This is a genomic window from Paenibacillus sp. NPDC056579, assembly GCF_042793215.1.
Classification (GTDB): Bacteria; Bacillota; Bacilli; order Paenibacillales; family NBRC-103111; genus Paenibacillus_S.
This window is the reverse complement of sequence record NZ_JBHTVD010000006.1, coordinates 93,467-119,869: the sequence shown is the minus strand read 5'-3', so window position 1 is coordinate 119,869 and position 26,403 is coordinate 93,467. Positions and strand designations below refer to the sequence as shown.

General features: G+C 47.6%; 15 protein-coding genes and 3 pseudogenes. 3 read left to right on the top strand and 15 right to left on the bottom strand.

Going from position 1 to position 26,403, the window contains the following annotated elements; translation table 11 throughout:
• Nucleotides 1–37: 37 nt before the first annotated feature.
• The 9 genes and pseudogenes from ACFQ88_RS22855 to ACFQ88_RS22815 form a co-directional block, all read right to left on the bottom strand.
• A complete protein-coding gene (locus ACFQ88_RS22855) occupies nt 38–1,597 on the bottom strand; it encodes an extracellular solute-binding protein (protein ID WP_379457081.1) in 1,560 nt (519 codons plus the stop codon).
• A 57-nt stretch (nt 1,598–1,654) separates the two neighbouring features.
• A complete protein-coding gene (locus ACFQ88_RS22850; RefSeq protein WP_379457079.1) occupies nt 1,655–2,533 on the bottom strand; it encodes a carbohydrate ABC transporter permease in 879 nt (292 codons plus the stop codon).
• 9 nt (nt 2,534–2,542) lie between these two features.
• Entirely contained in the window at nt 2,543–3,499 is a 957-nt protein-coding gene (locus tag ACFQ88_RS22845; protein ID WP_379457077.1) for an ABC transporter permease, read from the bottom strand.
• A gap of 246 nt (nt 3,500–3,745) precedes the next feature.
• Nucleotides 3,746–4,168: pseudogene (locus ACFQ88_RS22840) on the bottom strand (SGNH/GDSL hydrolase family protein); the annotation flags it as partial.
• Between the two features lie 94 nt (nt 4,169–4,262).
• Entirely contained in the window at nt 4,263–10,238 is a 5,976-nt protein-coding gene (locus ACFQ88_RS22835; RefSeq protein WP_379457937.1) for a golvesin C-terminal-like domain-containing protein, read from the bottom strand.
• A 16-nt stretch (nt 10,239–10,254) separates the two neighbouring features.
• Nucleotides 10,255–11,667 carry a right-handed parallel beta-helix repeat-containing protein gene (locus tag ACFQ88_RS22830; RefSeq protein WP_379457075.1) on the bottom strand — a complete coding sequence of 471 codons (1,413 nt, stop codon included), beginning with the start codon at nt 11,665–11,667 and terminating at the stop codon, nt 10,255–10,257.
• Complete coding sequence (locus ACFQ88_RS22825) at nt 11,645–12,034, bottom strand: hypothetical protein (RefSeq protein ID WP_379457073.1); 390 nt, start codon at nt 12,032–12,034, stop codon at nt 11,645–11,647. The genes ACFQ88_RS22830 and ACFQ88_RS22825 overlap by 23 nt, the downstream gene beginning before the upstream one ends.
• Nucleotides 12,035–12,659: 625 nt before the next feature.
• Nucleotides 12,660–14,091, bottom strand: a pseudogene (locus tag ACFQ88_RS22820) (IS4 family transposase).
• Between the two features lie 220 nt (nt 14,092–14,311).
• On the bottom strand, nt 14,312–14,992 hold the full coding sequence (locus ACFQ88_RS22815; RefSeq protein WP_379457071.1) for a stalk domain-containing protein: 681 nt from the start codon (nt 14,990–14,992) through the stop codon (nt 14,312–14,314).
• A 1,103-nt stretch (nt 14,993–16,095) separates the two neighbouring features.
• On the opposite strand from ACFQ88_RS22815, the pseudogene ACFQ88_RS22810 reads away from it, so the two are divergent.
• The 3 genes and pseudogenes from ACFQ88_RS22810 to ACFQ88_RS22800 all read left to right on the top strand — a co-directional run.
• A pseudogene (locus ACFQ88_RS22810) lies at nt 16,096–16,232 on the top strand (ATP-dependent DNA ligase); the annotation flags it as partial.
• Nucleotides 16,233–16,716: 484 nt separating this feature from the next.
• A complete protein-coding gene (locus ACFQ88_RS22805) occupies nt 16,717–17,247 on the top strand; it encodes a hypothetical protein (protein ID WP_379457069.1) in 531 nt (176 codons plus the stop codon).
• Nucleotides 17,232–17,480 carry a hypothetical protein gene (locus ACFQ88_RS22800; protein WP_379457067.1) on the top strand — a complete coding sequence of 83 codons (249 nt, stop codon included), beginning with the start codon at nt 17,232–17,234 and terminating at the stop codon, nt 17,478–17,480. The genes ACFQ88_RS22805 and ACFQ88_RS22800 overlap by 16 nt, the downstream gene beginning before the upstream one ends.
• A gap of 2,012 nt (nt 17,481–19,492) precedes the next feature.
• Here the strand turns inward: ACFQ88_RS22800 and ACFQ88_RS22795 are convergent.
• The 6 genes from ACFQ88_RS22795 to dnaN form a co-directional block, all read right to left on the bottom strand.
• Nucleotides 19,493–19,843 (bottom strand): hypothetical protein, encoded by a 351-nt coding sequence (locus ACFQ88_RS22795; RefSeq protein ID WP_379457065.1) that lies wholly within the window; start codon nt 19,841–19,843, stop codon nt 19,493–19,495.
• A gap of 177 nt (nt 19,844–20,020) precedes the next feature.
• Nucleotides 20,021–20,257: a hypothetical protein gene (locus ACFQ88_RS22790; RefSeq protein WP_379457063.1), complete on the bottom strand. Its 237-nt coding sequence runs from the start codon at nt 20,255–20,257 to the stop codon at nt 20,021–20,023.
• Nucleotides 20,258–20,472: 215 nt separating this feature from the next.
• Nucleotides 20,473–23,337, bottom strand: a complete 2,865-nt coding sequence (locus ACFQ88_RS22785; RefSeq protein ID WP_379457061.1) for a DEAD/DEAH box helicase — start codon at nt 23,335–23,337, stop codon at nt 20,473–20,475.
• Nucleotides 23,338–23,988 carry a hypothetical protein gene (locus ACFQ88_RS22780; RefSeq protein WP_379457059.1) on the bottom strand — a complete coding sequence of 217 codons (651 nt, stop codon included), beginning with the start codon at nt 23,986–23,988 and terminating at the stop codon, nt 23,338–23,340.
• Between the two features lie 26 nt (nt 23,989–24,014).
• Complete coding sequence (locus ACFQ88_RS22775) at nt 24,015–25,061, bottom strand: DUF6094 domain-containing protein (protein WP_379457057.1); 1,047 nt, start codon at nt 25,059–25,061, stop codon at nt 24,015–24,017.
• An 87-nt stretch (nt 25,062–25,148) separates the two neighbouring features.
• Nucleotides 25,149–26,324, bottom strand: coding sequence for a DNA polymerase III subunit beta (dnaN, locus tag ACFQ88_RS22770; RefSeq protein WP_379457055.1), 1,176 nt, complete (start codon nt 26,322–26,324; stop codon nt 25,149–25,151).
• Nucleotides 26,325–26,403 lie beyond the last annotated feature (79 nt).

Here is a 26,403-nt window from a genome sequence, read left to right as displayed (position 1 = left end):
GTGGGTGAAGAAGGTCAGCTCTTCACCCACGGCTTAATTACTTGCTGCTTTCCATTTTTTTAATGTAATCGTTCATTTGCTTGACGAAGTCCTCGCCTCCGGCCTTGTACCAACCTGCAAGCAGCTCGTCGAATTTGGATACCGGCTGCTCGTTCATGATGATTTTCATGATGGTCTGGCTCCACACCTTCTGATAATCCATGTAGTTCGGCTTCTTGGCCGCTTCAGGGACATAATCCAGATGCTTCGAATTGATTACTGAGGTGAAGGACAGATCCATCCAGGGCTTAATCATATCTCGAATTTCTTTCTTGGTTCCGACTGTAATGAAAAATTCAGGGTCATCGTTGCGACGCATCGAGTTGCGGCGGATTGGGCTTTTCGGAGCGTCCATGATCGGCACGATTTCTCCGTTAACCTTGTTATAGTCTATGCCCTCAAAGCCTTCGATAACCGTCTTCCAAATATCATCCGCGAGCCACGCATCCAGCAGCTCGACCGCCTTTTGCGGATTTTTGCTCGCCTTGGTAATCCCCCAGAAGCCCCACAGCCCCGTTCCGTAGCCGATGCCGCTTACCTTACCATCTTCATTCTTCACAAACACGTACGTCAGATCCACGTTCGGGTTCAGCTTTCGCATTTCTTCCATATGCCAAGTGTAGTGGCCTGCGAACCCGGGGAATACACCCGTGATCCCACGCCAGAAACGCTCCCTTGCCTTGACGCCGTCATTCATGGCCGAATCCGGGTCAATGAGCTTTTCCTTCTGCAGATTCGCCGTGTACGTAAGCGCCTTCTTAAATGGGGTACCCGAAGGATCGTACGTCGCATCCATATACTCATATTTGCTGCCAGCCGGAGCCTTCTGCCATTGGAAGAGCCCGAATTGGCTGGTCAAGATCGGCTGCAGTGCCTTATTGCCGTCTACGAAGCCCGCATATCCGTAGGTATCGTTCTTGCCGTTCTTGTCCGGATCATTCAGGGTGAACTTTCTCAGGATGTCCGTAAATTGATCGATGGTGACCTGGCTGTCGGCTGGGATGGTGATGCCCACATTATTGAGCCAGTCCTTACGCACCCAGAAGGCGTCGTTCCGTGTTACAGAGGTGCGGGGAATCCCGTAGATCTTACCATCCTGGTTCACCTTCAACGCATCCCAGGAAGCTTGATATGAATATTTGGTCAGGTTCTTGGCCGAACTCAAGTAATCGTTCACCGGGATCACGATGCCGTCCTTCACCGCATTGATGAAAGCCTGTTCGCTTGTTGACGGGAAAAATACGATGTCCGGATACTCGCCGGAGGCTAGCATCAGCTGCAGCCGTTCCTTATATCCTGTTGTCGGCGGGATTTCGAATTCCAGCTTGGTGTTGGTCTTCTTCTCCAGCATCTCCACGAATTTCTTGTCCGTTTCGGACAGGTTGGCCTGCTCGTGATTCGCCATCATCTTCAGCTTGACCGGCTCCTTGGACGCGGACGCATTCCCGTCCGATGCCGGCATTTTCCCCAACTCCCCCCCTTCTCCTCCGCATGCGGACGTGAATAACAAAGCCGCAGCGACCGATACGGTCCAGACCCCTCTGAACTTGTTTTTCATTTTCATTCCTCCAATGATGTTAGGATGATTTAGGTAAAGCATCGGCCCCCTTACAGGTTACCCTTTCACGGAACCGAGCATCAAGCCCTTAACGAAGTATTTTTGCAGGAACGGATATACACACAGAATCGGCAGCATGACGATCATGAGTGTTGCATATTTCAACGTCTCTGTCGGTACGGTGCCCGCCCCAAGCTCAGCTGCGTTGCCTCCGGTGGAAATCTCCATCATTTTCGAGCCTTCGATGATCTCCCGGAGGAACAGCATCAGCGGCCATTTCTCCACGCTTCGGATATACACCACACCGTTGAAGAAATTGTTCCAGTAGCCTACTGCGGCAAACAAGCCTAAGGTCGCTACGATCGGCATCGACAGCGGGAACACGACGCGGAACAAAATGTACGGCTCCGAAGCTCCGTCGATCCGGGCCGCTTCTTCGAGCTCCTCGGGCAGACTCTCCATGAAGTTCTTCATCAGAATCAGGCTGAAACCGGAAAATAACGCCGGGAGAATCAATGCCGCCAGCGTATCCAGCAGTCCAAGGGAGCGCATCAGGTAGAAGTTCGGAATGAGCCCTCCGTTGAACAGCATCGTGAACACAATCAGCAGCATGAACAGCCTGCGGCCGCGCAGATGGCTTTTGGATAACGGATAGGCCGTGATCAAGTACAGGAAAGCGCCAATGATGACCCCGGATACCGTGACGATGATGGTGTTCAGATAGCTTTTCCAAAGAATGGGGTGACTTAAAATTTCCTCGTAGGCCCCTAGGGTGAAATCCTTCGGCCAGATCAGCATCGGGTTCGCAACAAAAGCCGTATAGGAGCTCAGCGAAACCGCTGCAACATTAATGAACGGATACAGCATGCAAATACAAGCGAGTACAATTAACACGTAGTTAATCAAGTCGAACAGTTCGATTCGTTTCCATCTCATGAGCTTCACCTACCAGATTTGTTTGCCGAACAGGCGGGAGAGGCGGTTAGCCCCAACGATCAGCACGAAGCCAACAGCCGCTTTGAACAGCCCTACCGCAGCAGCGAACGACATGCGTCCGTCAATTAAGCCGATTCGGTATGTATACGTTTCGAACACATCTGCCACATCGTACGTCATCGGACTGTAGAGGAGGAAGATTTGCTCGAAGCCATTGTCGAGAATGTTGCCTAGCTGCAGAATGAACAGCACGATAATCGTACCCGTGATGCCGGGAAGGGTAATATGCCGAATTTGTTGAAAGCGGTTGGCGCCGTCCATTTTGGCGGACTCGTATAGCGTAGGATCGATGCTGGTCATGGCCGCCAGGTAGATGATCGTGCCCCAGCCGACGCCCTTCCATACCTCTGCGGTGACGATAATGCTTCGGAAAAACTCCGGCTTAAGCAGGAAGTTAATCGGCTCGCCGCCTAATTCCTTAATTACATGGTTCACCGCCCCGATGGAGGGGGACAGGAAGTTCATGATCATGCCGGCCAGGACGACCCATGAAATAAAATGCGGCAGGTACAGAATGGTCTGGGAGATTCGCTTGAATAACATGTGCCGAACCTCATTCAGCATCACTGCCAATACAATGGGTGCCGGAAACCCGAATAAAATTTGGTACATGCTGAGCACAAGCGAGTTTCGAAGCACCTTGTAAAACTCAGCCGATTGGAATAAATACTCGAAGTTCTCAAAGCCAATCCACTTGCTGCCCCAGATGCCCTGCACGAGGCTAAAATCTTTGAAAGCAATGACAATGCCGAACATAGGGATATATTTGAAGACCAGGAGGTACGTAAATCCCGGGATCAAAAACAAATACAGCCATTTATTCTGCCTCATGTAGGTGAACAAAGATTTGCGCTGGGGAACGGCTGTAGCCTGCTTCGCAGCCTTTGAGGAGGCCGTTATTTCCATCGTTATCACATCCTTTCATATCTGCTGCCTAGAGTAGGTCTCTTGTCGTACCTTTATTAAACCATGACCACGGGGAGAAAAAAGTTCATAATCTGGCGAAATGTTTCACTATATCGTGGAGTTGCAAGACTGGCGAGCTGCAACGTACTACCTGTATCGATCCTCTTTTCTGGGATCCATAAAAAACGTACCAAGGGCCTGAGGTTCAAGCTCCTCAGGCCCTTGGCCATGCTTATCTGCGGTTGGTTAGGAACCGGACAATGCGTAATTCACGGAAGGCAAACCGTAATGGTCCGCTACCTCTTCCATATGCCGAATGTTGGGCGGCACCTCCCCCTGCCGGTACAGCACCGCTCCCTCTCTTGTGGCGCCGTACACTAGGACAATACCCGTCTCCGGCCCGGACTGCCTCAGCTTGCGCACCATCCCCTCCACAGCTCTAAGGGTCTCTTGCCGCTTCCCGGCATCGTTCACAGCGAATTCGATAAAGACCAGGTCCGGCGGGTTCGGCTGTAGCAGCGCCTCCAAGCGATACACGCAATAAGTCGAATTGGTCCCGCTAATTCCGCCGTTATAGAAGGTGCACTTCGCCACTGGATAGCGCTTCGATAGTTCCGCAGCCGTGAGCGCGCGCCAGCTGAAGCGTTCATGATCGGAGGCGCTGGCACCGACTGTGACGGAACCCCTAGGTACAGCACCTGGAGGTGTCCCGTCATGCGGACCCGTTCATCCGCATAAGGTAACTCTTGTCGTAGGTTAAGAATCATTCAGCTTGACCTATCGCGCTCAAATCAAGCAGCATCCGATCGGCGAATGCCGCTTGGATGGCCTTACCTCTTTGCGCGCGAAGCTCGTTCATGAGCGGCTGCACCCGATCCTGCTTCGCAAGGAGGCTTTGCAACAAGCCCTGGTCTTGAATCCAGCCCTGGGCATAGGCGTAGTTCAGCGCTTCCCCGATGTCCCGAACCTGCAGCTGTACCATAAACCCATGACGCTGCACGGATTCATTGCCTGCCCCGTCGATCGCCCGTACCAGCAGCTCATGACTGCCGGAAGCAAGGGAAAACGCTGCCGCTTGATACGGAGCCGTGAATGGCATACCGTCGAGCTGAACGCTGCTGTATACCACACCGCTGACCGTATCGGCGAACGTAATGCTCGCGATAAAGGTTTGCGCCGGCGAAACTCGCTCTGGAGCTGTCAATGTAATGACCGGTGGAGTTTCATCCTTCGCAGTGTGAAACTCGAAGGAACGGCTATGCGTATCGAGCAAGGTCCCGAGCTTCGATTGAACTTCGTCTGACAAAAGAACCGCATACTTCGTATCATAGGACAGCGGCACCGCCGGCGTTAGGGTCAAGCGGCGAGACGCTTCATCCCACTGCAGTGTCGTCTGTACGGCGGCACCATATACGGCCTCCGTTACTTTCACCGTGGAAGAAGTGAAGGTCTCGGGAGCCATCGGCGCTGTAAATTGCAGCACTAGCGGATCGGTGACGGATGCGCTTGAAGGGTCGTTCGGCTGCACCAGCTTCGCTTCCACCGGAACCCAGCGGAATTTCACCGCATCTGCCCGCGTGTAGGTTCGGTCTACTACTTCCGGCGGCAGTGTCGGTGCCGTACGCGTCAGCTTCACGTATTCTGCTCCGCTGCCGGTGAACTTGAACCGCCCCAAGCTAACCCAGCCGGAAGGTGCTTCGGTAGCATTGACTGTACGAGTTTCGATCCGGTCCCCATACCGTACTTCTACCTGGACGGAAGCATCGTTCCCAGAGGTATGGACGATTTTGTAGAAGGAGACCTCATATTCTCCGGCATGCAGCACTGGCGTCCATGTGGCAGTAGCGTCTTGTTCTTCGGTATAGCGGCTTTTGACGGCTTTATTGTAGCCGGTCAGCCCGCTGGCGGACCATTTGCCTGTTTCCAGGTAGCCCGTCTGCGAAGTGTCCAAAATGATCTCCAGCTCTTTGAGTGAAAAGCGGACCGGTTCCGTCACATGCTTCTGCCCGTCATCCGAAACGACCTCAGCCCATACCTCCAGCTCCTGAATGTCCGGGTTATACATCTTCAGGGTCAGTTTTCCTGCCGCATCGATGTGAATCAGCTCCGGATGATACGTATGATACGTCACGGTTGCCTGCGACAAATCGCCGTCCACTCCTGTTGTTAAGGTACCTCTCACCTGCAGTTGGGCCGACTCGAACCTGACTAACGATTGCTTATCGGCTTCGATATTGATACTGCTCCACTCATCGGGTATCGATTCATGAATCAGCATGATCGCATCGGCTGCCACTTGAAGCTTGCTGCCGGTATTGGTCAGCTCCACACGTCCGCTCTTGCCTGCTGTGAACTCATGCGTTCCGAGCAGCTGCCAACGACCCTTGGAGGCGGATTGATCCACCGTGTACGTCTTGGTCCCGGCCGCATCATACACCGTATACGTCGCGTCAGGAGACCACTCTGACCGCCCGACCGGTACATTGATATACACGCGGTACTTGCCTGCCAGCTGCAGCTCCGGTATCCATGCCACCTTGGCGGCAGGTGCTCCCGGTACGGTGTTCGCCACTATATAATTGTCATAATAATAGCCGTTTGCAGCCGTGTTCCGCATCCATGTACCGCTGAGCTCCGCCTCGACATTATCCACACGGACTACGCCCGGCTGCTCGCCGTACGCAGGCTGCTCCGGCACGCTTGAAACCGCATAAGGCAGATACAACGTACGCGCTCTGGTACGCTTGCCGTTCGATTCCACATAATACGTAAAGGTCTTGCTTAGCTCATCGACTCGTATGGACCACTCCATCGGATAGACGGCGTCCGGACTGGACTGATACGTTTGTCCGCCGTCGAGCGAATAATGCAGTATCGCCGGGTCTGTCGTCTTGGCTTGAACATACGCCTGATAAGAGGACTTATCCGGCTTAACGAGCAGCATCCCCTTTACCGCGTCCATTGGGCTGTGCGTATCAAAGAAATAGCTCGCATCCGATGTGTCCTGCTCCGGCTCCGCTCGATGGAGGGGCACTTGAATGTTCATTCCGCCGACAATGATGGCCGTGAGACCTTTAGCCGATACGGTAACATTCAGCTCCCCGCCCATAAGTACTGTCGTTTCCGGAGCCCCGCCATCCCGGATGATCGTGACCGGATAAGACTTCGTCGGATCGAACCCGATCATCGTGGAGTTCAGCGTCAGCTTCACCTGCTCCTCCGACTTGGCTTCGTTAGCTAAGGAGATAAACAGCTTATCGCCGCTCTCCGCCGTAATCCAGTTGATTTGCGGATTGCTGGACTTCAAAATGCCCTTTGGCATCCACAGCCACACGTTGGGATGGCCGTAGAAGGTGCCTGGCTTCGCCCCAAACACATGGTACTTAAACCACAGGAAGTCCGTTTCAAATACAGACGGGAACGAAATTTGCCCGTTCGAGCGAGCCATCTGCTCTGTTATGAGATAATCGATCGTCTGCCCAAGCTGTGCCGGAGCGTGATGGTAATAGATTGACGTTCCCTCCGTCGGACCCAGGATCGGGAAATCCGGATCGAGCTGACTTGTGATGAAACCTCTGTAATAATATCCAGGATAGTTCGAATAGCGGCCGACTACGGCATTGTGCGCAATATCGGCCATCAGTGTATCCCCTGTATACTCCGCCAACCTCAGTAGGAACGGTGCTTCCTGTGCATTCATGCGGTAAGCCGAGTTCGTATTTCCTGCCTCATACGTCAATCCGTTCGGAGATACCATCCAAGCTTCGGCCTGCATCGAAGCCCCCGATTCATCCTCCGGCAGCTTCGCCCGCGGATACTGATATTTCCCTTGATCCTCCCAGTTATTGGCCAAATAATAACGGAACGGGGATGGATCGGGAATCGAGATCGTCCCTTCCGGTACTGGCCTTACCGTAAAGATACTGACATATCTTTGCGCTTCCTTATGTGCAGCGGCAAGGTATTTCGGATCCCTCGTCTCCTCATACAGCTCCAGAATTTCCACCCACAGCTTCCCGTACTGGTAGAAAAAGCTGTTCCGGTCGCCGTTTTTCGTCGCCGGGGTGTCGATCTCTTCTGCGATATATTTATCCGCAGCTGCCTTCGCCTTCTCGAGATAGGACGCATCCTTCGTCATCCGGTACATCATCAGCGGCTGAATGACCGGTCCCCGGGCATACTGCCCCTCATTACGGACCTTGAAATCGTCCTGCCCCATCTGGTACAGTCCGGCATTGTACCCTTTCGTCATCTGGTAAAAGGTCGATAGTGTCGTCACGTCAAAGGCTACGGAAGCCATTTTCCACAGGGAAGGATCTCCGTAGACCGGCTTCTGCTTAGGCGACCAGCCGCGCTCATTGCGGGAGACCCCGTGTTCCAGCATCGGCAGCGCCCTTTTATCGTAGAGCTCTCCGTCGTTCGTCACATAATAGGCACCCATCAGCGTGCTACTTGCCGCCGTTCGGATCGCCTGGTCATTCTCGATGTCGATGAAACCTTTTGCCCGGCTCCACCAGCCGCTGACGCTCGGCACATAATTGACCGTATCGTCTCCAGCCGGATCGATCTTGAGCAGGTCGATCATGTTGAACATCGCATCCGTCAACGACTGGCCTTTGACATTCTGACGATAGTTGCTGTAGCCATATTCCTCCCGTAGTAGGCTGGTGTAAGCTTCGTAGATCGTGCCTTCGCCTGCATAAAGGCCGAGCTTAAAGCGGTAGGGCTGACCTGCCGTCAGCTTCGAGTAGTTGCCGAGCTGAGGAGCATACAGAATAGGCTGAACCGTATTTTCATTGTTCACCAAGCTGATCCCCACCGGCTGATTGCTCCCCGTACCGGTCGGTTCAAAGCGGAGCGGCAGCTCGGAAGCAGGTATGTACACGCCGTATGTAAGCGGTCCGTTAGTGCCCGGCTTCTCCACCAAGGCCAGTGGAGCCGTTAACTCCCAGAGACCCGTCGATTCTACGGTACCTACCACTTTGGCCCGGTTGCGTCCACCGCTGAGCACTTCGGTAACCGTCTCGAGCTTCTCCTCCGTGAACGATTGATAGCCTATGACATAATCTCCGGTTGCCTTCGGCACAAACTCCAATGAAATCTGAGGCGTTTGGGAGGCTAGCGACCAGTTCACTTTGAAATCAAACTGATCTGCATGCTCCGTATCGGTAAGCTCCACCGTTTGGGCATCCATTTGCCGGATTTGCCCGGGGAGCACCCATACGGGGGTCATCGTTTCGTAATAGTTCAAGCGGCTGCCCGAAGCTCCACTGAGCACGACCCACTGCTCCTCCAGACGCTCAGCCTGCCCATGAACCGGAACCCAGTCACCATTCCTCCGGAGGAACAGGTCCTTAACGATCGTCTTGCCCCCGTCCCAAGCAGCTTCATAGAAAACGACCCGATAATCGGCATTCTCGATGGCCGCCTTCTCCGTGAAGGTCAGGTTATTCAGCTGACGAGTTCTCAAGGCGCTCGGCGGAGGATCCTTGCGAACGATATCTCCTTCGAACTTGACGGCATCCACACGGGTATAAATAGTCGACCCGCTCGCCGCCGTCCGTGTCACCTGAACATATTCATGGATCGGATCCCCAACAAACTCATACGTGCCCAGCTCCAACCAACCGGCACCGGGTTTGGTAAAGTCCACATATACCGTATCCGTACGGCCGTTATGCACGATGTCCACCCGAATATTCGGATCCGCCTTATCCGGCCAATCCGGCTTGTAGAGGGATATGTTGGCTATTCCCGCTTCGATGTTCGGACGGTACAGGACGGACGAGTTCTGCGTCGTTGTGTATCGGGTGGAAGACTGATTATAGCCCTTCACTGTCGTCGACCCGGTCCAGCTGCCGTTCTCTGTGTAGCCATAATCGCCAAAGTCAATAACAAAGGCCGTCGTCGCCTGCCGAAGGACTCTGACGACGTAAGACTGCGAAATGCCGTTATTGCCGGTTACTGCGATCGTTAGGATCGTTTCCGCTCCGACAAGCGGTATGGGTCCGAAGGGAACGCCGCCTGCGGCCGTCTGGCCGTTTACTTGAATGACCGCCGACGGTTCCGATGCTGTAGCCGTCAATGTTACCGCTTCCACAGAAGCGGATACTTGCGCCTCGTATTGGAATTGTGCCGGGTCAAACGCCGGGCTGAGTGCTGCTCCTTGCACCGTTAATCCGGACAAAGCGGCTGTCGGAGCATCCTGCACCGGCTCGAAACGGACCGCGTCGGCATGTGTAAACGTCCCGCTTAGCGTCGTGGTACGGGTCAACCTCACCAGCTCATTGCCGCTTCCATCAAAAGCGAACGTTCCGAGCTCCACCCAGCCGGACGTGCCCTCTGTAGCGTTGATCGAGGCCGTGTGCACCGCACTCCCATGCAATACCTCCACTTTCATCTGTGGATCCCCGGTGCTTGGGGTAGGACGCACGACCTTGTAGAAGGACACGCGGTACGTCCCCTTCTGCAGCGACGGCTTCCAGGACGCCGTATGCCCTACGCCACCGGTCACTCGGGTGGCCGTGCCGTTATAGCCTTTGATGCTGCTGGCACTCCAGGAAGGGGACTCCGAGTATCCTGCCTCCCCGTTATCGAGGATGATCGCTCCCTCCGCCTCTGCCGCAAGGACAATCGTATCAAGAGTCCACAGGCCTTGCAGCGGCAGCATCCCGACAACCAGCAGCATCGTTAGCCAAAGTGCCGTTTTTCTTCGTATTCGAACCATCAAGCTGTACATCACAACCCAACCTCTCCTAGTTATGGTTTGCTTCAACAACCAATCGTTCTTCAACTTTCCACGAGACTGGCCGACCTGCGATTAGAAGCGATGCGATTGGATCTTCTATGGTGACATTCCCTTCGAGCGCCACCGTTCCACACGCCTTCAGCTCAAGCACATGCTCCGCCCCGCCATGAGGAGGATACGTGCCGGATCGCTCGATACGATTGCCAGTAAATATTAGCTGCGCTACCGAATGTCCTTTCACCAAAGGTTTGCCGTAGGTGCGGAAGACATTGTCCTCGATGCGAATCTGTCCATGATAATAGCCGCCTGCTGACTCCGGATCTTTGATTTCAGGGTCGATATCAATGACGGCTTTTCCCCAGCTTGGGTAAGCATAATTGCAATCAAGGAAGGTGTTACCCCGGATCACGATGCTCTGCGTTCCTCCGGATTCGAACCAAAAGTTCGCGTCTCCCGAAATTTTAACCCCTGCCCCCGGGCTGCTGATCGTATTGCCCTCTAACAGTACCTCCCCGGCTGCCGTAATCAAAAAGCCCCGAGCCCGATTCCGGCGAACCATACATCCTTGGATTACTACCTTGGCTTTCCGGCTGATATTTTCCACCGCATCTCCAGACTGTAGATCAGAAGGAATCTCGTCCTTGAACGTCAAGAGCATGTAATCGATGTTGATTTTATGTACGGACGTAAGCTCTGCAGTCCCGTAAGTGAGCAGCGTTTGACCGCTCACGAAGCTCATCCTTTCCCCCGGTGCCGCGATATCCACTCCTTTCTGCTGACGGTTCATCAGCTGTACGAGCAGCGTATCGGGAGCCACACGGCGGATGATTCGGCCGTAAATTCCGTGCACGTTGCAAGGATCGTCCATCTGATGCTCCAACAGACATTCCTTCAGCTCGATAAGGCCGGTGCAATAAACAAAATGCGTCGCGTCCGCCATTGTGGTAAAAACCCGTTCCGTGTCTGTCCTTCCGGTTACGTGGAAACGGTTCAGACGGGTAACTTCGCTGTTCTGCGCGATGACTCCCATCCCTAGAGCATGATGGACCGTAACCTCCTCGACGACGGTATCGGTACAGCCGGATATGATAATGGCCGGATGATCCCTTCGTCCGAATCGGAAGATCAATTTGTTGCCTGGGATCGGCTTTCTCCGAGTGCGATTGCCGCTGAACCGCAGAATCCCGGGTGCAGGCTCACTCACTTGAAGCTCCTTGTAATGTCCCCAACTCCATTGGTCTGCACTGCCATAGGCCGTGGCCTGTGTAGCCGGATCGTATTCGATCAGCCCCCATACCTCACGACTCCAACCTTCGCCTTGGAACGACAGCTTTCCGTTGGCCAGCTCGTACGCATACCCCTCATCTACATGGATCTCGAATCCATCTTCGAACACATCAGTGATGAAGCCCTGCGCCATCATAGGCACTTCCCAATCGATGGCGAAGCCGCTCAGTCGGATATTGCTGGAGTTCTCTAGCAGGAAGGGAATGATGAGGCCGCACGAACTCCGCCTCAGGTGCCTCGATGGAGATTTGTTTCATGTCGACTAAGGGAAACGCTATTTTCCTCCTCCCGTCGTTGTCATGATTCGAGATCACCACCTCCTTCTCATAAGCCAGATCCGGCCAAAAATCATACCGGCCAGGCGAAAACCAGAGTACCGCCGACTCCATCTCCCTGCACTTCTGCAGCGCACGGAAGACAGCCAACGTCGCATCCTCCCCCGAGTCCGGCCTCGCGCCGTATTGCATAATCTCCACTACTGTAGGAATCGTTGCTTTCATGTCATGGATCCTCCTTTCTTGTTTCTATTATCAGGAGGGATAGGAAAGAAAACATTACAATATCTGAGGAAATTTTTTGGTATTTCACGAATATTCGAAAAGCTTAAAAAAAGCCCGTACGTTTTGAGAGCTGAAAGAAGATTAACCCAAGGAGATTCTATTACCTATGTGTTAGGTAATAAGACTGTCACTGTCCGTAGCCAGACCGATCGGGTATAAGGTGGTGCCACACTGTTTTCAGTGCGACGGAATAAATTCAACGATAGGGTCGAGAAACTTAACTTCATATAGTGATCTCTTACTTTCTCGTCTCCAGAGAGGCAGTTCAAAAGTTGCAATGCCGTAAGTACATTAAGTACTTGTTTGCCTTTAACGACCGCCTCCTCTGATTCATAATTTTAGCTATAAAAATAGCCGTGAAGAGTCGTTTACTAACGATTTCTTCACGGCTATTTTTCAAGGATCCTTGTTTTGTTGGCGGTACCCCATGTCCATCAAGCTAAGAACAAAGAAAAAGGAACAGATGCTACCTTTCGTCGCTTGATCCAAATCAATTAGCTTAGAACTGGATTTTGTACAGACTTAAATAAGCCTTGGTGGCTTCGGTTTTAAAAATTTCAATTTCCTAAGCAGCAGATCGTGATTTCTGTCTATACTCATAGACTACACCTAGAATGTCAAATACGGTTCTCTTCTCATACCGATGTGACTTGCGTCCATTCTTTTCAATCATCCGAAAGAATTGGAGAAGCACCCGCTGTACATCATCCGCTTGCTTTTTCATGGCATCATGTAGAGAAAGAAAATATTCTTTTAGGATACAGATTACTTTGAATTCACTAGCTTCTTTCTTTTTCTTCATCAACAAAAGCCTGCGCATCTGAAACATGAGAGAAGAACTCAGCAAAATGGCGATCAACTGCCCGTATACATGACATTCAAAACGTTCGGTTTTGACCGGCTTGCATCGGTCAATATGGAAGATGGATTTCCACGTTTTAAATAAAATCTCGATTTGCCAGCGTAGGGAATACAGGTCATGGACATGCTCTTTTTTTTAAATAAATGTCAGGGGCATTGGTCATGTAGATATTGATGGCACTTAAGCGTTTTGTTCTTTCTTTGTAAGTCATGTTTTTCTTTTTCTCCTGTTTAGCGCGCATCAGGAGCCGCTTTTGAGTCTGTTCTTCCGTAAGTTTGCAAATGAGAAGCCGTGTACGAAATTTTTTATAGAGACCCAGATACACTTCGGGAAGTTCTACCATTTCTCCGGATTGAAGGCAATTCATGATCGCTTCCAGATCGATTTCTTTGAACAATGATTGTTTTTTTACCCTGCCATCTTTGAATTGTTCAACTTCCTTATTTTGTTCATATACGCGGACATTCAATTTTAACCGCGAAACATAAAAAGCTCCTCGCTGCTCTATTTCTTCGAAGTCTTCTAAACAAAAGTAGCCCAAATCTCGAATACAAAGATCGTTCATTTCCACCGTTTTCGCTCGTTTTGAGCCATACAGACCGTCGTTGTTTTTTTCCGGGGCCAACATCCACCTGTAAGAATTCTCCGGTTTTCAACTCGTATTCGAGTTGTATTTTCATGCCAGCCGTATGAGAACTTCCTCCGGATCCCTGATAACGGTCGGCATAGGGATCTGGAAGTTGAAAAACAGTCGAATCCAGAATACGGATCAGATGAAAATAGGAGTTACATTCACAAGGCAGCGAAAAGGAAGTCGAGATTTTTTCTTGGAGAAGCGTTAAAAAAGGGATTGAAGGAAGGCAACTGCAGAAGGATTGAACCGCTAGTTCAATCCTTCTGCGCTCATCGAAAGCTGATTGGAAGCATCTAGTTGGCTACATAATCGTGCGAGGGGAGTCACAGATACATGATCATTTAAAAAGACACATAAGGAAACCAAATCTTGCGCGGTATATTTGCTTTTTCGTTGGACGAAGCCAGCTTTTCTAGCGAGCTCCTCAAGTTGGGTAGGAGAAAAATGATGTTGAAGCTGTTGGGCTAGTAACTGCATTTCTTCGCTGATAGAAAGTGGAATAGAGTTCATGGCAAACCATCCCTTCTATGGAATTATGCTTGATATAGAAAGGATAGCTTATTTTACCAGTTTGGGTATAGATTCATCTTAGCTTGATGGGCATGGGGTACCGCCAACAAATTAACGTTGGCGGTACCCCCACATACATTCCACAAAAACAAAAAGGCCGCCGCCGCAGCCCCCTTTACACCAGTCTATTGAATTCCATTTCTGTCGAACTTTATTTGTAATACGACGTCGTCAATGGAACGACAAATCCGCCGCCAGACCCTTTGATCTCAATATACAATTCAGAAATGCCTCCGATATCGACCTCAATCGTTTTCATCTTGTCCTCGACAGTTACGGTATCCTGCTTAAGCAGTTTGAGCGAGCCGCTTTCATAAATGCTGATCATGAACTCTTTGTTTATAGCGCCTGCCTGCAGGTACAGCTTCTGATATTTTTTATCTGGGGTAAGCATGAAAGAACCGTTTCCATTACTGCTGTTGTCTTCTGCATTGTTATAAAATACTTCTTTATAGTCTTTGTTCTGATAGGTCGTGCGCTTCGGATCGGACGTAAGGTAGCTGCCCCCGTCATACTTTTCACCTGAAATGGAGGTACCGTCGACTTTCTCGCCAAGAAGCACGGTTGTTGTAGCCGCGTCGTATTCAACAGCAACACTTAACGCATTTGCAATTGCCCGCACAGGCAAGTATGTACTGCCTTGATAAGTAATTGGTACAATGGCGTTCCCTTGTTCGTCGTTCAATTGTGTTGGCACTCCGTTCACCTTAACGGCCAAAGTGCGATTCAAATAAGCTTGAATCGTCTCAAGATTGGCGCCTGCATAAGCACCCGCGCTTGCTCCCAACAGCAAAGATATCCCTGCGACTGAAGCGATTAGTTTCTTTCTCATGAATGTTCTCCTCCTGATATCAAATGGTGAACCATAAACTATATACGTTTCCGATAATAAAATGGTTGCAAAACCAAAAACACAAAACAAGCCGGATTTCCTTACGTTTTCCGCGTTTTGTTGGTGGTACCCCATAGCCATCAAGCTAAGAAATTAATACACCCCCAAAACGAAAAAAGCTATTCTATTTGTTAATAAAGGATGGCTTTTTTCGTTTTGGGGGTACTCGAAAATTTTAGCTTGATGGGCATGTGGCGGTACCCCTATTTGGACGGTTGAAGAATTGAAGTCCATGGATGATAACAATGATAACGAAGGATCCCAGACACACCTATAACAAATTCCAATATTAAAACAAGCGATTTGCGCATTGTCCCTCCTCATTTTATTATCTTGCATATATATCGGTAAAATATGGAGCATTTATTACTGATTTCCTTCTAATTCTGCAGTGTCACCTTCCGGGCTTACCTGGCCAAGGGCCGTCGGTTTCAATTCTCCTTCTATAAATCCGGAATTTATTCCACCAATCACGCAACGTCTTAAATGGAACAACGCGGCACGCTCCTCCATCATTCCGACTTTTTCCCTTTCTAGACCCTTTGACTGGTTTTGCTCCTGGTTATGCTAAATCCGGATCTAGCTCCTCCCTGCAGTTTTAGTTTCTAGATCGTGTCGTTACTGGTTTAGTAGGTGGGGGTGGGCGCGCGGGGCGCGGCACGGGGCTGCCTGCAGATCTTAATTTAGCTACGTAACATTTAGCTACGTAACTAAACCCGGTGAGAAGGGCAACAAACACACAGGCAAAAGAAGTTCAGGTCAGCACGAAAGTATAAAGTATCTCAAAATAACGGGCAGTTGGGGGACGTGTGTGGTGGAACGTATGCAAGAGTGGCCTAGTTTTCCACTTAACACGTTACGTGTTTGGAGGAATACCGGGGCGAGCCCGGTCCACGTTCTCTTCCCTGTCGTGTGGCTGGAATCGTGCATCTGACCACATTTGCGGCAGATCTAAAAAAAAGAAATAGATCCGGGTTGTAAAATTCATTTCTAGCCCCTTAGTAAGCGAGGATGTTTATTGCCCTGACACGGCAAACCAACCTAAAATGGCCTTTTATGGTGTTAAAGATCAGCTGATTCGAGGGGAAGACAACGACTTTGTATATCTGAAGCCGCGGCTGAAAGCAAAGCAAAGGTGAAATTTCGAAATTGGACGAAGGCAGGGCTGCTACGGTCGCCGGCATCGTTGATTTCGTCCTATTGTGAAAGGTTGTGTTTTGTATGCTGTATCGCCATCCATATAGAGACGCGGGAACTAATAACATTAGCGCTCAGGATATTTTGGATATGGGTTATGACGCTGAGGGTCGGGTAGTTATTGCGAATGAGGACGAACAGAGCTATCTTCTACTTGCCAGCGAAGACTTAACAGCGAATAGCACTATTGTATAATCCTCTGGATACGGGCTTCTTTCCTGCTTAATCTGCTTGGCTTTTAGATGTTTCGTTATCAATACATCGGGCTTTCTGATCAACTCGTCTATCTTTCTCAATCTTCTTATCCCAGTTACAGAGTCAGTTACAACTGACTCTTTTTTATTTTGGAAATACTCAGCTAATCTTGTTAAACAGAAAAGCATACATACAACATAGGTTGTGAGAATGGTAACTTTATGATTTGAGATATGATATAATAAAATAAAGAAAAGAAAGAGAAGTTCGTTATGATCAGAAAAGCCAATACAGATATACGTATTCCCTGTTATTTCCGAAAAGTAGAACGAAGTGAGATTGATGATCACAAGTATAATCCTCATGGTGGTTGGCAATTCAGATGGTCAAAACCTACCACTCAAGGGTTTGATGTCTTTGGGCTAGTTGTAGATGAATATCCTTCAGATGTTCAAGGTTTAATTGCATTAAGACCAAATTATGATGATGCTTTTCGTTGCGTTGATGTAGAGATACTCGAGTCGGCACCTTGGAACAAAAAGTATCAAAATAAAAAACTCAATCCGAATCGATTGTATCAAGATGTAGGATTTGCGTTGGTGGCATTTGCTTGCCAATACAGCATAGATAAAGAACTAGAGGGATTTGTAGAATTGACATCAAAATCTTCAAAATTTGATTTTTATCTAAAATTAGGAGCAAGACCAGCTTTCGGTCAAAATATGACATTTTCAGATAAGGCTGCACAAAAGATAGTTCAAGAATTTTTTCCTGGAGGTGTTACGTGGTGGCAAAACAAATAACAGATGTTTTAATACGAACTCACAAAGGATATACTGTTAAAAAGGTGAGTGAGAACATGGATAAACAAATTTCAGAGTTTGAAGAAGGTTTTCGTGATGGAGTCTACGCTATACCACGAGCCCAAAAAACTCCAAGAATGAATATAAGGGCAATGTATGATTACTGTTGTAAAAAGGGAATTGATCCCTTGGAAATGACTAAGGAAGAAAAAGAGCAATTTTTAGTTAAATGATCATTTAATAGGTTTTTATAGGTTTTAATAGATATTACTAAATGAACAACAGCATTTCTGGTGTAAACCTAAATGCTGTTTTATTTTGTGTAGAAGTCCCTTTTAAGTTCTTCCGGTTCTCTCTATTAAGACACAGCCCAATCATTATCCAAACATTCTCGATTACTATTTCTTTATATCATCGCTCCATTGTAATTTCTATTCAATTTCATTTCTTCTCCACTCATGGAGATGCCGGTACAGCTCAATTGCATTATGGAACGATTGAAAGTATTGACGGCAGCCAGAATAATGTGGCAAGTATTATGAAGCTCGTGATACCTCACAAGGAATTCAAAAACTCCGACCATGCTGGGTCTCGAGCATCAACCCACTTGATGCGAATCAATCATTTCCAAAATAGTGAATGTCCCCATATCAAGTAGCAGGTACCTTCCAAACACAATGCTATTTCCCACATATCTCCCCTTTCCGTTAAATCCGTAAACCAGCCGGCAAATGGTCAGTAAACATAGCTGTCCTTTTGCGTAAAACGGCTGCCGATTGTACCGGCAGGTAATCACACTCGGGTCCGATACATCAGCCCATAGAAACGGATTGGTTGCCTACTAATTGAGAAGGCGTATCCCCCCCGCGTTCCAGCGGAGAATCCGCCTCTTACTCTATGTTTATTTACGTGCAACGTTCATAACGTTCCAATAAGAAGACTTCGGCTTGGTAATTATTATTTTACTAAAGCATCAGTTTCTCCCCCTAATAACAATTCGATTCAAATTCCTCACACATTGACTATAAAAAACAGCTTTCCTGCATTGCCTATAGTTCATGATATGTTTAGAATAGAAACAAGACGGGGTGCAACCCCCGTCCCAGACAACTAGGTGGTTGAAATCAACCACGGCGCGCTTAGACATTCAATAAAGAGTCAGCGAAAATACCACCCAGGCGGTCAACCTTAGCGGTGGGATTTTCGCTTGTTACGCATACGATACCAACGATACAGCTTCCTTCCACTAAACCAAAGGCAAATAATAGAAACTGCTATTTTGATTGGGCGTTCACCCCCTTTGTGGAAGAGGCTGCGCCGCGTGACCAATACTCACCAGTTAAATGCTATTTCCCACATATCTCCCCTTTCCGTTAAATCCGTAAACCAGCCGGCAAATGGTCAGTAAACATAGCTGTCCTTTTGCGTAAAACGGCTGCCGATTGTACCGGCAGGTAATCACACTCGGGTCCGATACATCAGCCCATAGAAACGGATTGGTTGCCTACTAATTGAGAAGGCGTATCCCCCCCGCGTTCCAGCGGAGAATCCGCCTCTTACTCTATGTTTATTTACGTGCAACGTTCATAACGTTCCAATAAGAAGACTTCGGCTTGGTAATTATTATTTTACTAAAGCATCAGTTTCTCCCCCTAATAACAATTCGATTCAAATTCCTCACACATTGACTATAAAAAACAGCTTTCCTGCATTGCCTATAGTTCATGATATGTTTAGAATAGAAACAAGACGGGGTGCAACCCCCGTCCCAGACAACTAGGTGGTTGAAATCAACCACGGCGCGCTTAGACATTCAATAAAGAGTCAGCGAAAATACCACCGAGGCGGTCAACCTTAGCGGTGGGATTTTCGCTTGTTACGCATACGATACCAACGATACAGCTTCCTTCCACTAAACCAAAGGCAAATAATAGAAACTGCTATTTTGATTGGGCGTTCACCCCCTTTGTGGAAGAGGCTGCGCCGCGTGACCAATACTCACCAGTTATCTACTTCTATTAAATCATTGTTCGGAAAAATTAGGTAGTTATAAGGAACATGTATTCGCTTGATGGCATACGCTGTTGTAAGTGTCCGGAACCATCACAGCAAGGACAATCAGGATTGTTCATGCATAGAGGACAGGCTATTGTATCATAGCACTCCTCCTTCAACACAAGGTACGACAAATGCTATTCGCCCACCTTTTTAACTCTACATAAGACGACTCGTTACTTCAAATCGGTTATTCCTTGTTTTTCCCTTTAAAAGCCATCTCCGCCCACTCTTCTAAGGAAATACCATGCTGCTGCTTAAATCCTTCTCTCTCATCAACTGCACTAAAAACTAAGAGTTCACTATCCTTATCTTCATCAACTGGCTTTCCATTAGACATCCGACCATAGTTGTAATCATTGGGTACGGCATGCAACAATCGAACATAATCCCCCGATTTAACACAAGCTGCTCCTATGGCAGTATTATTAATGTTCTCAGGGGCTACTGCTCCGTAGATAGCACAGTGCGTCATTTCTGCATTCATCTTATCGCATAACCTACAAGTAGGATAAATTTTTTGTTTTGGTTTTCCTGACATATTGAATCCTCCATTATTTGATATCATATAACGGAAAACCAAAAACACAAAATCATTTGAAAAAATTTATTAGAACTGTTTTAGACTGACCAATAAATTAAAACAGCGAGCGCCATGGACTAGAAAATATAGTCCTAGACTATCGCTGTTATATTGTGCTACTCCCGACAAGCTTTTTTACACTAATTTACTGTATAGACCCTTTTTAATACTGATACTCGAAATAACAGTAGATGCGGCCAGTAACCAATTATGACTCCAAATCGAATATACGCAGATAGCAATAAGCATTAAACCTAAAAAAATAATAGCTGGTTTAGCACCAAATTTTTTTCGAATAATATTTAAAACTACAATAAATAAAATAGCATAAAAAACTAAAATTCCAACAAGACCTAGATATGCAACAATCATGTACACACCACCTAATTATGAAGGTTGATTATATTATAGCATTAACTTAGTTCTGGCTGGAAATAATGATGCCCTTATTTTTAGTTACGCTTGAATACCCAGCAGTCTAGTACTTTATTCTCTTAGTCTAATACTTTATTTTTCAGTCTAACACTATATTTTCCCGCAACAAGAACAGAAAAAAGCAGGGGGCGGATACCGCTCCCTGCAAATATTCAAAAGATGAATGCTATTTGTCCTTCAGAAACCTTATAAATCCTTTTTGTTTTCGTTTGTGGCTTTTTACCTTCTACACGAAGTTCAGACTTCCAATCTCCTATTGTTCGCTCTTCCAGAGGTTTGTTTGTCAACGTGTAGATCCATCGGCGATATTCAGCCGGCTCGGTCGGTGCCACACGTGGATCCCATACTAAATGATAATCACCCAGCAACGTTTCTCTAGTTACGGTAAACCCATCCATACCCTTCTGCAGATTTTGAACCACATAGGATAGCTGTTGTTCAAATCTTCCATGTAGATCAGAAGGAATGGTTTCAAGCGCCCAATCGAGCAATATATGCTCTAATGACTGTCCAATATAATGACGAATCGGTGATGCAGGTTCCACTTGTTCCTCTGATTTGTCCAGCACCGTCCCAACATCCATTATTTCATTTGCTCTCAAGACTTCCTTATAAATGAGTTCGTTTTCTGCAGCGGAAGCCTTTGAAATAAATTCAGTCGTATCAAGCGTCATTTTGCCCCAAATGGATTCAGCACTTTCAACACCCTCCACTTTATTTCCAACAAAACGTTTTGCCAACTCGGTAGCAAGACTACCACCCGATCCTTCCGTCAAGGCTGCCAGTCCCTCTTGGCTAAACTGACCTTCAAGAGCAAGTGCGGCACTCATCTTAGCAGCCATCAAGTTAATGGCCAGCTCTTGCATTGTATCCTTATAGCCGCTATACACCGTCTCGCAAACCTCTTGCTGCCCAATTCGCCAATGTCTCCGGCTTGCTTGACGAACGATCGATAACCTGTATCCCGTTTGATAAAAATATAACGACGGGAAGGAAAGTAAATCCAAGCCTGTGGATACTAAAATGGGGTTAGTCAGCAATACTTGAATGCCTTCCTTCTCCCGCTCCGCGATCCATTCTTCCCTTTTAGGGCCATCTACATTCGATTCTAATACTGCCGTCTTAATACCCCGCTCCTCCAATAACCTCTGGATCCGCTGTAACGTAGCTAACTCGCCGGTATAGGTTGCATAAATCCCAACCTTTCTCCCAGCCCGGAGTCTCGCTCGCACAAATTTTATCAGCTGCAATTCTTTCGGATAGATAACTCGATCACTTAATCGAAAATCAGGAGAAACAATTTCCTTACCGGTATCCGGGTGGTACACCCCTTTAAAATTAAAAGGTACATCCGGATACGAAAGTAGTGTATTCAACAGGCTTCCGAGCAAAACCGTTTGCCCGTTCACCAACTCCTCTTCGACTGCTTTACGCAGCAATCCAGTCACTCGCTCTAAATTGTTTTTGAGATACCATGAAGGTGCGACCAGCCGTAAAGCTCTCGCTCCTTTTCGTTTCGTTCGTCCGGCTCTACGCTCAATTTTCGTTACGCAGGACACAAATCTCCGCTCGCCCTCCAAAGATACGTTCATTGGTCCTTCCTGAAGTTTAGGAAGGATTTCAAACATATCTGACATTTGAATAAAGCAGGAAACATCACTCAGCATATCGGTAAACAATTGCGGTGCCGCTGCCGGCAATTCCTTCGTGCTCGTTTTTGAAACTGCACCGTTACTCGATCGATTTAATGAAGTATCCTTCTTTATTTTTGTAATTCTTTCCCGCACTCCATAGAGATCAATCCATTTACCGACTTCGCCCCAGCTGAAGCCCATTTCCTTCATTCGTCGAGGGAACATCCGGAATATGAGCTCAAATAAATTGGAAGCATATCCATTCATAAGGGTTCCGGTCATTGCGATTGCCTTTTTTGCGCACTTTATCAACACATGAAATGCATGAGCCTGGGCGCTGCCACCGGTGAGCTCATGAACTTCGTCTCCAATAGCAAGATCGAATTTATGCTTGAAATATCGCTTGAACAAGTCCGCAGGGGATACTTTCCTTGGAGCGGGTCCAGAAAGCCTCCTGGACTTCCCGGAAAAACTACTCTTATCCTTATTCTTTGCTGCCCACAACCGTGCACCGCATGTCCGATATTCATCTTTCTCCGGGTCCGTATTTCGGTACAAGCGAATCTGGTTGGAGCAAGCAAGATTATATGTACGTCGAGTTGGCTTTCCATGCTTGTTGGAGAAATCAGAAATATCCATGGGGACCATGCTACCTTCCTCCTCCTTCATCAGCTGGCCGCCACAATCCGGGCAGACCCAACCTTGAAACACCGTTTTTTTATCCACTTGCACATCGTCATTATAGATGGTCGATTTATTGTACGACCTTTCTACCCAAAGTGCTGCCGGCTCAAATATATAGCCAAGTTTAGCAGTATCACGGGCGATGATATACACTTCTATTTTCTGAGGTTTACGGTCCATCTTTCCGCTATCACGAAGTCGAATAACATCGGTATAATCGTTTAGAAATTGAACCTCAAACATGGACTTCTCAACAAGAAGACCGATTTCCCGCTTCGTTTTGTTGATCAAATGGTTAGGCACCATATAGATCACACGCCCACGGCCACCAAGAGTGTCATGTAACAATGCAAAAAAGGTCGCTATACTCATGGCTGTCTTTCCCGTCCCTGGTTCACCAATCAAAAACAAGTTGCGTTCTCTTCGAAGCCCTTTGATTAAAGCAGTTACCACATGGGACTGCGAGGTAAACAAAGGCCGCTTGAATCGATTGAAAATCTCTAACGGTTCGTCTGTACCCGGGTGATGAACGGGAACGTATTCATCATTCAGGCGCCGGATAAGATCTGCACCGAACATCCCTAAATAATCACCAATGGATTCGATATCATTCAATGTTTTCGAAGCCTCAATAGACGGCCCCGCATTTAGAACCTGATCACTGCTCTTTACCGTCTCTACCACTATCTCATGTATCATTTACATAGCCTCCTTCACCGGATCTTCTTCGGTAAGCACAATAGCTCCTGTCCTAAGGCCATATGAAATCATTTCATCCAGCACGTCTTCACCGACAAGAAGCTCATATGCAGCCAACTGAGGGTAGTCGCCAGAGAAGTCATGTACTGTCAAGGGAACGAAACGATTGTCCTTAACAAGTTGATCGAACAGGTACGGAGTCCACTCTTCAAGCAAAGGCGTTTCATAATAACGATCGATCGCCCAAAACAATTTCTCCTCTATCCTTCCATCCCAAGCAACAATCACATATCCGTCATTCTGACGTTCGAGCACTTTCTCACTTGCAATAATGCCAGTAACGAAGGTCTCGTCTTCCCGCTGAGAATGATGCTTGTATTTACCTGCAGGTTTTACCGAAAAGGAGGTCTTATCGTAGTTTTTTTCACCAATCTTTGGAGCATAGGAGAGATAAAAACTCACGTCGCTTGACTTTCTGGCATGGTGAAATTGTGCAAAAACGGCTTGAACCCGAGAGTCAATATCGATAATATTCGCATAAACTAGCTCTTCCCGCAGTCTCTTACCCTTTTCCATAACAACACGTGTTACTATCAGGGAAGTGTGGACTCTTACATAAATATCTTTGTGTTTGAACTCCATAAATTTCATTATCTATTCCTCCAGCTTCTTCTAGCCTAGCTCTGAAGCGTACGCATATTTCCGTGACGATCCACGAGCTTAAACGTTATCTTATAGACCTCTGTCTCGGTAATTACTGTTTCATTAGAATTTTCTTCTACATCCTCAACCGTTACCTTTTTTACAATCCCTTTAAGCACATGCAGCAGATCGCCTTGGCCAACCTTTCCATTCAATTTACCGGAGGCCATTCGGAGCACCCGATGCATCTCTTTGTCAGGTAATAACGGCTGCCTGCGTTCAGAAGGCTTCCTAGGTGTGGTCCATTCCATTCCTCTTTGGGTGAGCAACGAATTTCGTGAAACTTCCCGTACTCGGTCAACGTCCATAAAGCTTGAGCGAAACAGCTTCGGTGTCGTATTACCAGATAAGACCTTGTAGACGGGTTCATCCAATAAAGGAAGTCGTAACAAGTCGCTTTCTTCCTCCATGAGGGCTACAATCCGCTGTACCTCATTACGGTTGATGAACTTTTCTGCCCGCTTCCGCCCAATGGTATAGACTTGGTGATAAGTGTTATCATGTGACTGATACACCTGAATCTCATCCAAATTGGCGACAAGCAAATTGACAATGTCTTTGGTCATACGCCTTCGGGGGATGTTGTAAATGATAATCCCTCCTACGGATACGTATTGCAGAAGATGACGCAAAAATCGCTTTTCTTTCCGCTCAATCTTCGCGTCAACGGTTTCACTATCCGCATCGTAAGGGGGGTTGAGATATATCAACCGAAAGGTATCTTTGCTGATTCGACACTCCTCGTAACCACCAAATAACGCGTGATCCGTACGACTTCGGAGCTCCAGGTACTTATCCTCATTGGGCTCGATTCCGAAAGTTACTGCAGTGGACCCTTGAGCCAAAATTTCTAATGCGCGCCCGCTGCCGGCACAAAAATCCGCTATTGAAAACGGCTGATCTGGAAAATGAAATAGACTTCGGATGCATTCCATATCCTGATCTTTCGTTTCAAAATTACCCATACGAATTTTGTTATTTGTAATCCTGTCAAACATACTCTTCATGTTATTAGCTGACATTATCTATAACCTCCATATTGGGAATAAAAAGGAGCTGTCGCATGAGCGCAGCTCCAAGTCCAGCACCTATTTTGCACCCAGTAGCACTTACTTAACTGGATTCACAATAACAACAACGGTAGGGTCTTTATCCATTTTCATGAAACCGGACTTCATGTTGCCACTAACTTTCAGTGTGACATATTGGACCTCGCGATCACCTACGAGTAATGCATCACGCAAGTATCGCCCGTTAAATTTCATTGTTGGAAAACCAGGCCCCACCTTAACATTTGAAAATTCTTCACATAGTTCACTCGTTTGTGATCGGGTGTGAAGCACAAATGTTCCTTGTTCATTAACTTCCAGGGTGACTCGATTATTTTCAGCATCCAACGAAAGTGCTCGGTTGAGTGTTTCATCCAACTCGCTACGTAGAAGTGTAACGAATGTCCCCTCTTCTACCCCAGCATAAATATGAGAGAGATCGGGATAGATAGCATCGATCAGCCGACCAAAGTAAACGATGTTCTTATCCTTCAGTACGAGATAACTACTCGTAACAAAGCACTCAACCTGATCGGTTTTGAGCGAATCTACAATCTGCTTGAAGCTTAGAGCAGGAATTATCGCATTCTCAAATGTCTCCTGATTCTCAATGCTTATTTCAGAAATAAATCGGTAGGCCCGATGTCGATCTGTTGCGATGAACGCGAGCTTCCCATTTTGGTTGTAAATATGGATACCTGTAATGGAAGGCGTAGTTTCATCTGCAGAAGCGAACCGGGAAGCCATCGCACCTTTACGCAAAACTTCAATTGGAATGTTTAAAATTTCTGTTTGTTCGAGTTTTGGTAATTGTGGGTACTCTTCCGCCTTAAGAACCGTAATACTGGCTTTCCCCCGTTTTCCATAAGTTATAAATACCGTCGAATCCTCTTTCGTGAAGGTGAGATTACCATGCGGTAATCGTTTGACGAGTTCTATCCCTTCTTTAGCAGGAAACAAGTAAGAACCATTGAGATTACTTTCATTTTTTACTTTCACCATCTGGAGCGTCGACTGGCTCGCATCCATCGCTGTAATAAACAAAGTGTGTCCCATAAGATCAAATTTGATGTTGCCTAGGATCGGAACGGCTCCTGATCGAGGAACGATTTTTGCACATAGCGTTAGAGCGTTCATGATAACATCATGCTCTACATGAAACGACATCTGTTTTGTTGCGTTGACGGTGGTCTCCATGGATCCTTCGTCTTGCTGATACTCCAAAAGTGCACTCATTGTATAATTCCTCCTGTTTTTTGGCACAAAAAAAGCCATGGAAACTAAAAAAGAACATACCGGTGGTAAGTTCTTAAAG

Coding starts and splice junctions, on each gene's coding strand:
- ACFQ88_RS22855 (WP_379457081.1), bottom strand. CDS start 1,597: ATGAAAAACAAGTTCAGAGGGGTCTGGACCGTATCGGTCGCTGCGGCT.
- ACFQ88_RS22850 (WP_379457079.1), bottom strand. CDS start 2,533: ATGAGATGGAAACGAATCGAACTGTTCGACTTGATTAACTACGTGTTA.
- ACFQ88_RS22845 (WP_379457077.1), bottom strand. CDS start 3,499: ATGGAAATAACGGCCTCCTCAAAGGCTGCGAAGCAGGCTACAGCCGTT.
- ACFQ88_RS22835 (WP_379457937.1), bottom strand. CDS start 10,238: ATGTACAGCTTGATGGTTCGAATACGAAGAAAAACGGCACTTTGGCTA.
- ACFQ88_RS22830 (WP_379457075.1), bottom strand. CDS start 11,667: ATGGCGCAGGGCTTCATCACTGATGTGTTCGAAGATGGATTCGAGATC.
- ACFQ88_RS22825 (WP_379457073.1), bottom strand. CDS start 12,034: ATGAAAGCAACGATTCCTACAGTAGTGGAGATTATGCAATACGGCGCG.
- ACFQ88_RS22815 (WP_379457071.1), bottom strand. CDS start 14,992: ATGAGAAAGAAACTAATCGCTTCAGTCGCAGGGATATCTTTGCTGTTG.
- ACFQ88_RS22805 (WP_379457069.1), top strand. CDS start 16,717: ATGATCAGAAAAGCCAATACAGATATACGTATTCCCTGTTATTTCCGA.
- ACFQ88_RS22795 (WP_379457065.1), bottom strand. CDS start 19,843: ATGTCAGGAAAACCAAAACAAAAAATTTATCCTACTTGTAGGTTATGC.
- ACFQ88_RS22790 (WP_379457063.1), bottom strand. CDS start 20,257: ATGATTGTTGCATATCTAGGTCTTGTTGGAATTTTAGTTTTTTATGCT.
- ACFQ88_RS22785 (WP_379457061.1), bottom strand. CDS start 23,337: ATGATACATGAGATAGTGGTAGAGACGGTAAAGAGCAGTGATCAGGTT.
- ACFQ88_RS22780 (WP_379457059.1), bottom strand. CDS start 23,988: ATGAAATTTATGGAGTTCAAACACAAAGATATTTATGTAAGAGTCCAC.
- ACFQ88_RS22775 (WP_379457057.1), bottom strand. CDS start 25,061: ATGTCAGCTAATAACATGAAGAGTATGTTTGACAGGATTACAAATAAC.
- dnaN (WP_379457055.1), bottom strand. CDS start 26,324: ATGAGTGCACTTTTGGAGTATCAGCAAGACGAAGGATCCATGGAGACC.